8 protein-coding genes and 1 pseudogene are annotated in these 14,641 nt (G+C 47.3%); 6 read left to right on the plus strand and 3 right to left on the minus strand.

Annotated features, from left to right (window positions below):
* Positions 1-83: 83 nt before the first annotated feature.
* The 3 genes and pseudogenes from LOZ80_RS10090 to LOZ80_RS10100 form a co-directional block, all read left to right on the plus strand.
* Positions 84-1,616 carry a type 2 periplasmic-binding domain-containing protein gene (locus LOZ80_RS10090; RefSeq protein ID WP_238171308.1) on the plus strand — a complete coding sequence of 511 codons (1,533 nt, stop codon included), beginning with the start codon at positions 84-86 and terminating at the stop codon, positions 1,614-1,616.
* A gap of 65 nt (positions 1,617-1,681) precedes the next feature.
* Positions 1,682-2,515, plus strand: coding sequence for a Gfo/Idh/MocA family oxidoreductase (locus LOZ80_RS10095; protein ID WP_238171309.1), 834 nt, complete (start codon positions 1,682-1,684; stop codon positions 2,513-2,515).
* Positions 2,516-3,140: 625 nt separating this feature from the next.
* Positions 3,141-3,323: pseudogene (locus LOZ80_RS10100) on the plus strand (transposase zinc-binding domain-containing protein); the annotation flags it as partial.
* A gap of 480 nt (positions 3,324-3,803) precedes the next feature.
* Here LOZ80_RS10100 and LOZ80_RS10105 read toward each other — a convergent pair.
* Genes LOZ80_RS10105 through LOZ80_RS10115 form a run of 3 tightly spaced genes read right to left on the minus strand, consistent with a single transcriptional unit; the run spans position 3,804 to position 9,620 of the window.
* Positions 3,804-6,944: an Ig-like domain-containing protein gene (locus LOZ80_RS10105; RefSeq protein ID WP_238171311.1), complete on the minus strand. Its 3,141-nt coding sequence runs from the start codon at positions 6,942-6,944 to the stop codon at positions 3,804-3,806.
* A gap of 23 nt (positions 6,945-6,967) precedes the next feature.
* A complete protein-coding gene (locus LOZ80_RS10110; RefSeq protein WP_238171312.1) occupies positions 6,968-8,026 on the minus strand; it encodes a Gfo/Idh/MocA family protein in 1,059 nt (352 codons plus the stop codon).
* Between the two features lie 31 nt (positions 8,027-8,057).
* Positions 8,058-9,620 carry an FAD-dependent oxidoreductase gene (locus LOZ80_RS10115; protein WP_238172941.1) on the minus strand — a complete coding sequence of 521 codons (1,563 nt, stop codon included), beginning with the start codon at positions 9,618-9,620 and terminating at the stop codon, positions 8,058-8,060.
* A gap of 264 nt (positions 9,621-9,884) precedes the next feature.
* On the opposite strand from LOZ80_RS10115, the gene LOZ80_RS10120 reads away from it, so the two are divergent.
* The 3 genes from LOZ80_RS10120 to LOZ80_RS10130 are packed head-to-tail and all read left to right on the plus strand — an operon-like array spanning position 9,885 to position 14,374.
* On the plus strand, positions 9,885-10,994 hold the full coding sequence (locus tag LOZ80_RS10120) for an SGNH/GDSL hydrolase family protein (RefSeq protein ID WP_238171313.1): 1,110 nt from the start codon (positions 9,885-9,887) through the stop codon (positions 10,992-10,994).
* A 31-nt stretch (positions 10,995-11,025) separates the two neighbouring features.
* On the plus strand, positions 11,026-12,537 hold the full coding sequence (locus tag LOZ80_RS10125) for an extracellular solute-binding protein (RefSeq protein WP_238171314.1): 1,512 nt from the start codon (positions 11,026-11,028) through the stop codon (positions 12,535-12,537).
* On the plus strand, positions 12,488-14,374 hold the full coding sequence (locus LOZ80_RS10130; protein ID WP_238171315.1) for a cache domain-containing sensor histidine kinase: 1,887 nt from the start codon (positions 12,488-12,490) through the stop codon (positions 14,372-14,374). Before LOZ80_RS10125 ends, LOZ80_RS10130 begins: the two co-directional genes overlap by 50 nt.
* Positions 14,375-14,641 lie beyond the last annotated feature (267 nt).

Consider the following 14,641-nt stretch of genomic DNA (forward strand, 5'->3'; position numbering starts at 1 on the left):
GGGTGGTGGTTGGGCAGCGACCGTATGGCAAGTTAGTTTGGCTATCTTCTATCCAATCTTGAAATGCAAAGGGAGGCATCTGCATGTTAAAAAAATATTTAACAGTCCTATCCATTACCACGTTAGCGGCTGCACTAAGCGCTTGCGGCGGCGGCAATGAACCTGCTGGCAGTACGACAGTACCAAGTACGTCAACTTCACCAACGGCTGTTGCAAGCACAAATGCGACTAAACCAGAATTCAAAGCGCTGCTGCAATATGCCCGGTTCGATCCCAACGCTGAGGTAGTGGCGAAATTTCTGAATGAGAAAACAGGATACAAAGTTACCTATGACATGCTGCCAGTTGAAAATCCGGATGACAAACTGAACCTGCTCATGGCCAACAAAGAACAATATGCTTTCATGCTGTTAACAGGTCCGCAGTATTCTAAACTCGCATCTTCCGGAGCCCTTGAACCGATTGATGAGTTGGTTAACAAATATGGCACCAATATGAAAAATGTGATTTCGCAAAACTCCTGGAACGGGGCTAAGCTAAACGGTAAAATTTACGGTATTCCACAAACGGGATCAGGCACGGTCGTCAACTCCTCGCTTATTGTCCGGCAAGACTGGATGGATGAATTAGGACTCAAGCCTCCGACTACGCGTGATGAGTTGTATACGGTGATGAAAACGATCAAAGAAAAGAAGAATGTCATGGCCATATCAGGCGGCAAAAGTCCGCTATTGCCTGAAATATTGCCAACGTTTGGATTAACGATGGTTCAATCGACCTTGACAACAGGCTGGCAGGATGTGAACGGGAAACTTGTTAATGCTGTCGAGAACCCGAACATGAAATCGTACTTGACGTTTATGAAAAAGCTGTACAGCGAGAAGCTGATTGATCAGGAATGGTCACTGAACCAAGCCAATAAAGTCATTGAGAATTTCACAAGCGGTAAAGCAGCGATCATATCCAATGGCTATTTCAATGCGCCTACCGTGCAAAATGCACTTTTGAAAAACACGCCGAACGCCAAAATTGCCGCCCTGCCTTATCTGAAAGGCGATGATGGGAAAGTGCAGGTCATGGCAACTGCTGGGATCAGCTATTATGTAGGTATCCCCAAATGGGCCGACAAGAAGGAAGAAATCATTAAGTACCTGGATTTAAAGTTGGATAAAGAGATACATAAAGAAGCAACGATCGGTAAAGAAGGGGTTCACCACAAAGTAGAGAATGGCAACTATTTCCCTATTCTGCCTATTTTCAACGATCAGTACAACAATGCGTCCTCCTTCCTTACAGGGGTTGATGAGAAAAACTATCCGATTTATTGGCAGGCTCGTGTTCGTAAAGATCCGATTCTAACGGACGCTTTCAATAAAAATCAAGAAGCGGCCAAAGGCAGCACAGTGGTCGATCCGCTTTCCTTCGCACCGCCGCTTGAAGCGATTGGGAAGAATAATCAGAAGCTGCAAAAATTGATGGAAGATACGTATTTGAAATACATTACCGGTGCAGAACCGCTTGAAAACTATGATAAATTCCTGGCACAGTGGAAAGCGGAGGGCGGCGATGAAATGACCAAAGCTGCTAACGAGTGGTACGCTGCGAATAAGAAATAATAGACACGCAATTCCCCTGTGGTTGACTGCCACGGGGGTTTATTAGGACTAAGGGAGTGGGAGTTATGAAGAAAATCGGGTTTATTGATTATTATTTGGATGAATGGCATGCGGAGAAATATCCGGCTTGGATAGAGCAGGCTTCAGGTGGAAAGATGAAAGTTGAATTTGCTTATGGCCATATAGACTTGCCTGACAAGAGCAGCAACGCAGCATGGTGTGCGAAGAAAGGCATTCAACTGTTTAGTACGATAGAGGCTGTTGTGGAACAAAGTGACTATTTGGTCATTTTATCGCCTGATCATCCAGAATTTCATGAAGAATTGTCGCTTCTTGCGCTTCGATCCGGCAAACCAACGTATATCGATAAAACATTCGCGCCAAGTCAAGCGGCTGCCTCACGTATGTTTGAACTCGCAGAGAAGCACAGAACACCTATGTATTCTACCTCGGCACTGCGGTTTGCAGTTGAGTATACCGATCTTCAGAAGACGGGCATCGAGTCTATCTGCAGCTTGGGGCCAGGAGAATTCGGGAACTATGCGATTCATCAAGTTGAACCGATCATTATGCTGATGGGCATAGATGTGAAACGAGTCATGTGGACGGGGACCGACAAGACGCCATCTTTGATTATCGGCTATGCAGATGGTCGTCAGGCGACGATTAACTTGTACGGCTGGGATTGCCCATTCAACATGGCCTTGCGCTATGAGGAAGGCGCATCGAAGTTTATCCAAATCGAGTCGGATTTCTTCGGCCGATTTATTGCAAACCTTGTCGGCTTCTTCGAAACCGGCAAGCCTGTTGTATCCCAAGCGGAAACCATCGCTATTGCGACGGTTTTGGAGCGGGGCTTGAAGGCGCGTTTCACGCCGCATCAGTGGGTGTTAATTTAGTTTCTGAGAAGACTAAAGGAGGAAGTTCCTGCTCATTCATTGGAATGAGCAGGAGCCTGCGGCTTGGTCACCTACAATGATAAGCACAGGGATAAATAGAACAATCCACGAGGGCTTATTCTGCTGAATTATGGGGCATTTCGTGAAATAAGACCATTGAGGGTGCTTATCTGCCTCATTTCCGGATCTGCTTGCTCAGAATGAACGATAAGCACTGCTGCCTTGCTTATACCTCTAGATCAGTAGGAATTCTGACTAATAAGCACTTTCAGCTGCCTTAATCTCAGTGGTTCCTCTAATGCAAGACGTGCCTAACCGAAGCATCTAGAACACAGAAGCATTTGGAATACAGAAGCATCGAGAACACAGAAGCATTGAGAACACAGAAGCATCCAGAACACAAAAGCATTGAGAACGCAAAAGCATTGAGAACGCAGAAGCATCGAGAACACAGAAGCATTGAGAACACAAAGCATTGAGAACGCAGAAGTATCGAGAACACAGAAGCAGCCCGAGCACAAAAGCAGCCCGAACACAAAAGCAACCCCAACACAAAAGCATCCGGAACTTCCATAAGGAAGGTACCGGATGCTTTTTGCGTGGATTTAAGGGATTCTCCCATTATTGTGGAGATCCGAAAAAAGGGTTTAAGCTGCTCGCATGTGAAGGATGCCACGATCTTAAGGTGGTGTCCTATCGGTGCCAGGGACGTTTCTGCACGACGTGTTCATGCGGAGAAACGGAAGAGAGACTCCAGTCTCGAGGCTTGGGTTCCAAGTCACCCTATCACGATGGATTGGTTCGATGAGATGAGAACAAGGTTGCTGTGAACGTACGTATTTATTCGAATGGCTGCTGGTTTGGAGGTATAAACAAGCTATTTGGAGAATGAGATCCACTAGCTTAGCAATCGCGCGGAGATAAGGGAACGTCAAGCCGCGATACTAGAAAAATGTGTCAGGATAGCGAGTTTGAGGGAACTACAGTCCGCTATAATTCTGAAAACAGCTATATTTAGCGCCAGAGGGAACTACAATCCGCTATGTCACCATTTCTCCGTCGGAATCAGCAGTTTCCGCTTAAATAGCGGATCTCAGTTCCCTTTCATGCTACGTTTACCCCAGTTTCCGCCATATAGAGGATCATAGTTCCTTTTCACACGACGCTCTCGGTCATTGCAAAGCCCAAAGGGAACTACGATCCGCTAGTTTGTTGAAAACCGTTATGAAGCCGCTCATCTCTTAGGGCGGCAAAGCCGGTTTTCTTATTGAGGCTACTTTTTCATATCTTATTCAATCTCTCTATCATCCATTTTGTCTTTATGGTTGTTGAATACCTTGACTTTAATTTCATCTTTTTTGCCGCGATAGGACGCGCTGATCGTGGCAGTGCCGGGTTTCACGGCTGTGATCGTGCCGTTCGCTGAAACCGTGGCGACTGTATCATGTGAAGAGCTAAACTGCACTCCTTGCGTAAGGATTGCCGTTACACCGTCAGAATAAGTAGCTTTCAGCTGCGCCAGCTGTGTCTCACCTTTGACAAGGCTAATTTTCTTCCCAACAAAGTCAATAGATTTCAGCTCGACTACGGTGACCAGTGACTTCGTGACTTTGCCCTCGTATTGCGCCGTGATCTCCGCCGTACCCGTTTTTAGCGCCCTAAGGGTGCCATCTGCCGTAATGCTTACGACATTGGGCTTGCTGGAACTGAAGCTAGCCCCGGATATAACGGCCGATGAACCATCGGAATAAACAGCCGAGGTGACCACGGGAAGTTGGTCGTTAACGACAAGACGATAGGCTGGGGAGTCGAGTTTGATTTCTGTGAGTATGGGAGCCGACCGAGTAATCGTGACGGTTTTTTCGTTTGTTTTGAGGCCATCCACATAGACCGAGATTTTCACGGCATTCGATCCTATGTTTAGATTCACATGACCGCTGAAGTCGCCATTGGTTGATAAAGCAGCAGGGACGTTGTTCAGACGAACTTCCGCTGTACCGGGACCAAGCACTTCCACATTGCCTTTGATTTCAAAATTCGGAAGAGATGTGGTCGCATTCGCATAAGCCAAGTGGCCGCGCAGAACAGCGGACCTCACATTATCGCCGATTTTGTAAGTGTTGGCGACCAGTTGACGCTTGGTTCTAACGCCAGAAGCATCCAGCGCAGAGATGACAAACCCGCCTTGCGGAATTACGCTGTTATTGGGCAGCATATTCGTCCAGTTCCAGGTTAGCGCTTGTTGACGATTAACAACATTGGTAACTTTGCCATTGCTCCCAACGACGGCTTCAACGCCGAATGTTGTGGTCGCCGTGGTTAAACCAAAGGCATCCGAATATACATTCAAATTATTCTCATTGCGGCTAACGTTGTACATATCGCCTAGCAAGAACGCTTCGGGATTTCCTGGAACGCTCGAGCCGACTTGATAGTCTTGCACATACGGGACATTCTGCAGCGATGCTTTGACAACAGGCCAGTTGACCTGTGAGTAGTCGAAAAGCATGAGGCCGTTGGATTGTGACAAGCCTGCTTGAAATACAGAACGCTGTAGTGGGGGATCTTGAATGTTGGCAAGCGCGATGCTGGCATACATCGGGATCTCGCCGTTGGTCACGATATTGCCCAGCGTAATATGGTGCTCAATTTCCTTTTGCGTCGTTTGATAGGTGCCGATCATAAGGAAATCGATGTTCTTCGCATATCCGGCTGTGGCGTAAGAGTCTGTATACATGCTGTCTTCGGGAAATTGGAGTCGGCTATCGTAATGGAAATTCGTGCTGCCCCAATGGACGCCGTTCAAATAATAGGACTCAAACCACGAGCCTACATAAGCAGAAGCGTAAACCTTTTTGCCCTTCAAGGCCGTATATCTGTCGGTTAATTGACGAACATCATCTGTAAACGTCTTAATGGTTTGGGAGCGGAATTCCCACCAGTCGTTGATGAGTGGTCCGTTAACCCGAACATTATTGACGTAGGAGAATACGTCAGCAGGCCAATTGGTCAACTGCTTGCCACGTGCAGCAAGAAAGGCTTCGAATTTAGTGCGAGTCAAGGGGCTGAAGTCAGCCGTTTCATTGTCATAGCGCGTCCGATCGAGCACAACGCCATCGACATCATAATTTTTGATAACTTCTTCCATGTTAGTTAATTCAAATGCTCGCACAGCCTCATTAGCCGGATTGACGAAAGCTACGAGAGACTTACCGGATTTGTAGTAATTACTCTCCCGCAGCCGAAGAATTTGACCGCCATCTTCCGGGCGATAGACCTGCTCCTCCCAGTCGAGGTGCTGATTCAACAGCGCATATTCATTATGAGCAGGGGAACCTTCGGCGAAGACGTTAAAGGCGGCATGGATTTTAATCCCAAGCTGATGTCCATATGTAATGAATTCCTGCAGCATATCCAGGTTCGGATTAGCGCCAGCCCGCGTTGGAGCAGTCATCATGGAAATATGCGGCCGCCCGGTCAAATCATTTCGTTTGTAGTTGGCAAAGCCTTCAACACCCTTGACATCAAGGGCAACAGCAGTGACGCCGGCATCCTTCGCTTTGGTAAGCATATCACGGACATTCTCGGGGGTTTGCAGCTTAAAAATGTTCGTTCCTTGATCGACCCAGAGAACGACTTCTTTGGGGGCGCTTGTCTGCTTTTTGTAAAAGGCGATAAGTGACTTTTTGGCGCTTTGTACGCCATTTTTGGCAATGACGACATCCAGGTAGTTGACACCTTCTACAAGGTTGATTTCAAGCTGAAACGTTTGATTCGCTAGTAACGCAGCGGCTGTTTGATTAACTCGCACGGTGTAGACGCTGCTTGCCTCCACATTCTCCAGCTTGCCGGATACCGTTACTTTCGGTTCTGTGACTGTAAACCATTCCTCATTGTTTAGTTTAAGCTGAACTTTGAGACCTTGGCCTGTCATGAGATCGGCAACAGGGATGACCCCGCCGTTTTTACGCAGTTTTATAAGATCGCCAACTTTGAAGTTTTTGGCCAAGTACTGTTTAAAAGTTTTGTTGGCCCAGCTATCATCGTTGGCGACCAACACATAGCCGCCTTGCGGAATTGACAGGGTGGTCGGTCCAGACCAAACGGGAACAGCGCCATTGATAGAAGGGTTTATGACTTGAGTCACATGGTTCGCAGAGTCAACGACGACGCCAACGGATGTTTTGGCTACGGTTATCTCAGATGCATACTCCGTTGTAAATAAGGCTAGGTAATCGGTGATACCACTGGTGTCTTTATCAACGAGATTAATTTGCTTTCGCGGACCTTCGATATCAATCGTAATGTCAACGGGAGCAGCTTCCACTTCGATATAATCAGCTGCATTTGCTGCAAAGGCCGTCATCGGGATCAAAGAAACAATTAATGTCAACAGTAGCGCAATACTTAGCCATTTGGGTGTTTTCAACGGGATACACATTCCTTTCATCGTTAGAAGTGTATTTCTTTTCCTTGCTCGCTTGATTCATAAATGCCGCAAAGAATTTTCATCATCTCGACGCCATCTTCAACGGGCGAAAGCGTTGCTTTCTTTCCTTGGCAAACTTCAATGAAATAGTTGATTTCTTGCTGGAAACCGGCAACAAAGTCGAAGGACAAGTTATTGATTTGAGGCGTAAGATTCAAAATCGTGTCGTATTTTTCCGTAATAATAGCTAATTCCGGTTCCAGTTCGGCACCGCCGTTTTCACCATAAAGCTTAACAGTCAGCTCATCTTCCTTCGCATGAAGCGTGAAACTGACGTCTACGAGCAGGGAGGCCCCATTCTCGAAACGGATCAAGGCGTTCGCCAAATCTTCCACCGTATTGTGGGTAGCATCATAGTCAGCCGCTTTGTAAAAAGCGAGATTTTTGACATTAGCCCGATTGCCAAGTTTTTTGTACGTATTGCCGGATACTGACTTTACTTTCGGTTTCCCCATTAAATACCAGCACAAATCGATCACATGTACGCCGACATCGATCAGAGGACCGCCGCCGGAGCGCTCGATATCCGAAAACCAACCACCAGGGTTGCCTAGACGGCGAATACACGAAGCTTTGGCATAGTAAATATCGCCAAGCTCCCCGTTATCCAAGAAGGATTTCACGATGCTGGTGTTCGATGCGTACCGCCTTACGAAGCCAACCTGAAGGGTTTTTCCTGAACGACGGACAGCCTGTTCGACAGCGAGTGCCTCTTCCACGGTTTTGCAAAGCGGCTTTTCGGTGAGCACATTTTTCCCGGCTTCAAGCGCCGCAATGGAGATAGGGGCATGACTGTTATTCCAAGTACAGATACTTACGGCATCTATGCTCGCATCAGCCAATAGTGTTTTGTAGTCTGTAAAAACATGAGGAATGCCGTATTTCTCTGCTTTGGCTTGCGCCCGTTCTTCGTTCAGATCGCAGATCGCGTAAAGCTCGGCGTCCGGGTTGTTTTGATATGATTTCAAATGCATTTCAGATATGGAACCTGCGCCGATGACGGCAATGCGTTGTTTGCTCATTAGTGAATAACCCCTTATTCAGTAGAATGTATTAAACGGAATGAATGGAAGGCCAAGTAAGTTCGATCCCATCGTTCGTGAGCTTTCGCTGGAATTCGCGAAGTTCTGGTTGTTGATTGCGAACTTCACGGGGAAGCAAGCCGCGGTCTATACAATGACTTGCGAGATACCCAGCGGCTTCACCAATATTCCATTCGACGGGATGGAGTCGATAGCAGCCGTTCGTGATATGGGTGACTCCCAAATTTTTGCACGCAGGCAGCAGGTTATTGATTCGTACCGGAATCAAGCTGCCGAGCGGAATTTGAAATGGCAGGGAAGAGATATCGATGTAGTGGCGATTGCCGGTACTGGGATGAAGGTCAATGCGGTAGCATCCGATGCCGACGGAGTCATCGAACGTCTCCGCTTTCCCGTCAGGCCGACAAGCTGCGCTTACATGTTGTTCAAGCACAGTAAATTCTGCTTTAATGCGGCGTGATTCCCGAATGTAAGGGTACATAGCCAGGCCGTCTTCAGTGCCAACAACATCTTTGCGAAGACGCAGTCCCGGGTACCCGTGTCCGCCATCTGGCCGAGGCGCCTCGGTTTGCAGCCAGTAGAGTAGCGAGAGGCTTAGCTGTTTGGCATCCCAAAGATGCTGCTCTCTTTCACTTTCGCTGACGTCAATGACAGAACCTATCCAATAATCGTTCTGAGGCCAGTTGACGAGTGTTATACTCCCCGGATAGAAGCCCTTCTCGAAGTTCGCAGCATCAATGATACGCCGATAGTAGAAGAGCGAGTATCTTTCCGTGCCTTCAAAAAGTTCATAATTAACGGCTTCCAGTGTATGAGGGCGAACACCGGTCCAGCTTAACAAGCGATCGGGCCAGAAATCCGCCTTATACGCCCGCCAGAAGTCATAGCGCTCAGGCCGTTCGATCGTGTGATCTTCGCCTTCGACATAATCCATGGCGAAACAATGGGTAAAACCCTGCATGTCCTGCGGAAGTGCCGCTCCTTCGACGGCATGGGGTTCGCCGGTTTGGCTGAACGATTCGGCACCGGTCACATATTCCGCTCCAGCAAGCGGCAGAACATCCCCGCACTCCGTCGCATCGAGGAAATACGCGGCGGTTAGCGTTACGAGTTCATCCGTCAGCAGATTGCGAACGATGACTTGGCGGATGTCGTTGCCTTCCAACACGGCGGAGACAACGCGATGGCGGTAAAGAATTTGCAAGCGGCCGCTGTGAACATAAGGGGCTAGCATATCCTTCAAGACCGCCAAAGCCGCGCGCGGCTCGTGACACAGGCGAGACACACCGCCGTTCCCGGGATTTAGATGAACACGGGACTGTGCTTCGGCTGTCAGGGGGAAATGTCGACGGTAGTAATCCCTGACACCGTCACGAAATTGCCGATACGTGCGGGTACAGCCGAATTGCTCAATCCACGGATGTTCATCCGGCGGAACCGCCTGACTGGTAAGCTGTCCGCCGATCCATTCGGTTTCTTCGGTCATAATAACCGATTTACCTGACTTCGCTGCCGCAAGCGCAGCGGCGAAGCCGCCGGTTCCACCGCCGATAATGGCGATATCGGCACTCATTTCTTGTTGGTTATGTACGGTATTAGTTTCGCTTGTTGTAGCTCCCAACGGATGAATCCCTCCTTTAAGTTGCTTCTCACCTACAGGTTTCCACAGGCTACCCCCATTGTATTACAGCCGGAACGGCGCCACAGCGGAGGACGATGACTTCTTTTGGTACTTTAATAACCATTGATCCGTCCAAAAAAGGGATTAACGCGCAAATGACGAAAATGAATATCACGAGAAAATATTATGAGGCAAGTCGTCAGGAGGCGCTTTTCAATGAGTCAACAATCTTCATCCGTGAATGCCATGAAGCTGGATGCCAACATGCGTATTCAACAATCCGATGATACAGGAATCGTATGGTACAGCCCGCTTGAGCTGCCTTATCAAATTGCTGGTTTTGGCTGGCTGCAAACAGAAAGACAGTATCGCCGTTTGCCTATTCAGCCCTCACAGCCCATTTCGGAAGCTGTCGATTCGTTAGCCAACTGTACATCTGGCGGACAAATTCGCTTTATGACAGATGCATCAACATTGATTGTGAAAGTGAAATTGTCAGGTGCAGCGAATATGAACCATATGCCTGCCACTGGACAATGTGGATTTGATTGTTACATTGGCGATCCCGGAGAGCAGTTTTATTATGGAACCACTACGTTTAATCATCAGTTGACGGCGTATGAAAGCACGATCTTTCGTCAGTTCTCACCTGAGAATCGCTTCATTACGTTAAACTTTCCGCTCTATCAAGGGGTCGAAGAGGTCTGGGTCGGTTTAAACAGCGAAGCAAGCGTGACACCTCCACCATCTTATGAAAGCAATAAAAAGATCATCCTATACGGTACTTCAATCACCCAAGGGGGCTGTGCAACGAGACCTGGGATGTCCTATACCAACATTTTGTCGCGACGCATCAACATGGAATTCCTGAATCTTGGTTTCTCGGGAAATGGCAGGGGTGAGCCGGAACTTGCCCGGATTCTGAGTGAAATTCCCGACCCGGCGATGTTGATTTTGGATTATGAAGCTAACAGTGTGTCTACGGAAGTATTCAAACAGACATTGCCAGCCTTTATATCCATCTATAGAGAGAAGCATCCTCTGATCCCGATTCTTGTCATTTCCAGAATTATTTATGCTAAAGAAAGATTTGATAAGCGGTTGTCGCAGGAGCGGGAAGTAAACAAACAATTTCAAATTCAAACGGTAGCTCACAGGCGTCAAGAATTGCAGGACATGCATATATTCTTTTGTGATGGTTCCCAACTGCTTGGTGAGCATGCTCATGAATGTACAGTCGATGGCGTACATCCAACTGACCTTGGATTTCTACGAATGGCTGATGGACTTACGCCGGTTATCAAGCAGATATTAGCGGGCAAGTAGGGGGAACGGGTAGGAGTGAAGGAGGGGTTCCATGACAGAAAGAAAGCAATTTGTTCACGTTGTACTTACATTGATCACCTGTTTGACTGTGAGCGGCTGCAGCTATCAAGAGAATGGAAATCTAAGCACATCTAGTCCCAATGCCCAAGCACCTGCCATACGTATTGTCGCCAACAGCTTGGGACTTAACTTTCCGGAGGGTATGGATGCGAACAATAATCCTTATCTAGCCTACATCGAGAAAAATACTGGCGTAGAAGTAAGTGTGACTTTGCCGCCGCTTAATGGATATGATGAAAAATTAAATGTTATTATGACATCGGGTGATCCTCCGGATCTGCTCAACACAAGCAGTCCTTCCTGGTTTATTAACTTTGTAAACCAAAAAGCGTTAACACCGTTGAACAGCTATATTGAGCGATATGGCCCTAATTTGAAAGCCAAAATACCTAAGGAAGCTTGGGATAATGTAACCGTCAATGGCAACATTTATGCGATTCCGAGTTTGAATGAGGTAAAGGGGACAGAGATTATGTATGTCCGCAAAGATTGGCTGGATAAGCTGGGTCTGGAGCCTCCGCGAACGATTGAGGAATACACGGCAGTTATGAAAGCTTTCGCGGAGAGAGATCCGGATGGCAATGGGCAGAAGGATACCTTTGGACTTTCGATTTTAGAGCGCCTTGGAAGGACTTCTCCTTTTCTTGGCGCTTTTGGCGTCCAGAAGAATGCATGGTACGAACGCGAGGGCAAGTTGGTTTATGCCGGCATATTGCCAGAGATGAAAGAAGCACTCGCTTACCTGCGCAGTTTATATGAGCAAAATATATTGGACCCGGAATTCCCATTGAACAAAATTGATGTTCTCAATGAAAAGGTGGCGCTTGGGAAAGTAGGACTTTTCTCGGCGGCTTGGTCAGATACTCGAGCGAGTATTGCTGAGAATCGCAAACATGATCCACAAGCGGTATGGATCCCGCTGGATTTTCCAATCGGTCCTTCTGGTAACCGCGGCGTATACAGTACATCCAATGTACGTTCTTATAATGTTGTCCCAGTAAAAAGCCAAAACGCGGAAGCAGTTGTGAAATTCCTTGATTTTATCGCAGGACCCGGTCAAAAAACGTTGAAGCTTGGTTTTGAAAACAAAGTATGGAAGCAGGTAAACGGAAAGCTGACGATTCAATTTGATGAACATATTAAACAGGCCTATCGGGGCATTTATGGAGCCTTGGCGGATACAGTAGATCCAGCTATGACGCGGGATCGGTTAGAAGGCCTGGGCGAGCAGTATAGACTGTATGACAATTTGCAGCGAATTGAAAGTCATTTGCAGTTGAATCGCTTTAATGGACCGCCGACACCTGCCATGGGCAAGCATCAAGTGAAGCTTTCTAAGCTGCAGGAAGAAACATTTACGCGGATTATCGCAGGAATGAGTCCCCTTGATGAATTCGATGCCTTTGTGAAAAGATGGAAGGAGGCCGGAGGCGATGAGATATCGGGGGAAGTCAATGAATGGTGGCGGGAATCCGGCAAATAATCGTAGCAAAGCCCAAGATTTCTGGACCAGAATCCGCAAATTATTGACCGGTTTTATTCAAGTCAGGCTTATGTGTTACTTTCTGCTGATCTTACTCCCGATATCGGGCTTCAGTTTGTTTGCCATCGTTAAATCACAAATGATTCTAGAGGTGCAAACGGGGGAAAGAACCCAGGGAGCCTTGCATACGATGGCTGATTACATTGACCTTACGCTGCAAAATATTGAGCAGTTATCCTCCTTGATTGCTTTCGATATGAATATCAATACGACGCTCCAATCCATCGGTCAGGAGCCTGATAAGCAGTCATTCGTACAGCTGGCGCAAGTGATGGATCAGATCACGAATATGACAACCGTCAATCTTACGGTAGATCAAATAACGATTATTCATATGCCTTCACGAACCGTCATTTCCACGAAAATCGGCGGCCGCAAGCTGCCTGAAGGCGTTGAGAAACAAGAATGGTATATTCGGCTAATGGAAGCTAGCGGGGGTACCGTATTTTATACACCGCAGGACAGTGAGTCCTATTTTGACACCGATAGTGTGCATCTAATTCGGACAATGGATCCTTACAACCGCACATTAATGAATCCCAATTTACTCGTGATCTCCATTAAGAAAACAGCGTTGATTGAGTTGGCGAAGCCGCTTCTTCCTTCCAAAAACGCGAATATTTATTTGTTTGACAGCGATGGAAGTCCGATAACGGGCACGGGGGCACGTGTAAACCCGCAAGTATGGAAACAAGAGCATGACATCAGATCGGTGCGCAGATCGCCGCAAACCGGCACGGAAATGGTTACAATCAGTGTCAAATCCAAATTCTCGGGATGGTCTCTCATGATGGAGCAGCCCTTGTGGGAAATTCGCAGTCATACCGATTCTTTGAAAGTATTTACGTATGGCATCGTTGTTGTCAGTGTGGTACTCGCCATCTTGATATCATGGATCGTGTATCGTGGCTTCTCGGCACCTCTGCGGAAACTGGCTTACGGAATGAAGCAGCTCCGCACCGGGAATTTCACCATACAGCTGGAAGATACGCGAGTGGACGAGTTAGGCTATGTAATTGAGTCCTTTAACCGCATGGCGGAGAACCAGAAATCGCTCATTCGCGACCATTACGAGAAACAGCTGCTGCTTTCCAAAATGGAACTGAAATTTCTCCAGTCGCAGATCAATCCGCATTTTCTCTACAATACGCTGGATTCTATCTATTGGACGGCCAAGAATTATGACGCGGATGAAATTAGTGAAATGGTTTTGAATTTATCCAGGTTTTTTCGGTTAAGTCTGAATAAAGGCAATGAAACATTTCCGGTCAGTGAAACCATCATGCATCTGACGTATTATATTAAAGTTCAGCAGCTGCGATTCTTAGATCATTTTACTGTCCGATATGAGATTGCCAAAGAGAGCGAGCCCTACCATGTGCTTAAGTTGTTGCTGCAGCCGCTCGTAGAGAATGCCGTTCTGCATGGTCTGGAAAAACAAAGCACGGGCGGGGAGCTTATCATTTCTTCGTATACGGATGGTAATCTGCTTGTTTTTGAGGTCGCCGACAACGGTGTAGGGGTAAATAAGGCCAAACTCGCCTATATCCGCGCTAAGCTGGAAGAATCGGCCAAGCTTGCTGCCGAGGGCATTTCGACGGACCGCAAGCGGGAGAATGATTTGTTCGGACTGCGGAATGTCATTGCACGGATGAAAATGTACTATGGCGACGAAGCGGAATTTGCCTTTGAAAGTGAGGAGAACCAAGGTACACGTATGACCTTGCGGTTGCCTTTGGATAAATGTCTCAAGCCTGTGGAGGATCAGGCTGTTTGATACGAAATAGCTTGCATATTCGCTTGTTACAGGAGCAATTTGAACAAATATGCACTTTCAGATGCCTAGTTTTCTGCATCGCACCTCTCGTTTGAAACAAAGGGCTATCCCGCTCCCAAGGTTTTAACCCTGAGAGTGGGATAGCCCATTCACTTTCTTATATCTCCTCGAATCCAACCAAAGAAATAAGAGTCTCTAGGAGCTCTTATTTGCGCAAAAGTAGGCTCATTTTGGGAAATAGGAGCCTTTGGGGACTCTTATCGTCAA

Source organism: Paenibacillus sp. HWE-109, assembly GCF_022163125.1.
Classification (GTDB): Bacteria; Bacillota; Bacilli; order Paenibacillales; family NBRC-103111; genus Paenibacillus_E.

Coding starts and splice junctions, on each gene's coding strand:
- LOZ80_RS10090 (WP_238171308.1), top strand. CDS start 84: ATGTTAAAAAAATATTTAACAGTCCTATCCATTACCACGTTAGCGGCT.
- LOZ80_RS10095 (WP_238171309.1), top strand. CDS start 1,682: ATGAAGAAAATCGGGTTTATTGATTATTATTTGGATGAATGGCATGCG.
- LOZ80_RS10110 (WP_238171312.1), bottom strand. CDS start 8,026: ATGAGCAAACAACGCATTGCCGTCATCGGCGCAGGTTCCATATCTGAA.
- LOZ80_RS10115 (WP_238172941.1), bottom strand. CDS start 9,620: ATGAGTGCCGATATCGCCATTATCGGCGGTGGAACCGGCGGCTTCGCC.
- LOZ80_RS10120 (WP_238171313.1), top strand. CDS start 9,885: ATGAGTCAACAATCTTCATCCGTGAATGCCATGAAGCTGGATGCCAAC.
- LOZ80_RS10125 (WP_238171314.1), top strand. CDS start 11,026: ATGACAGAAAGAAAGCAATTTGTTCACGTTGTACTTACATTGATCACC.
- LOZ80_RS10130 (WP_238171315.1), top strand. CDS start 12,488: ATGAGATATCGGGGGAAGTCAATGAATGGTGGCGGGAATCCGGCAAAT.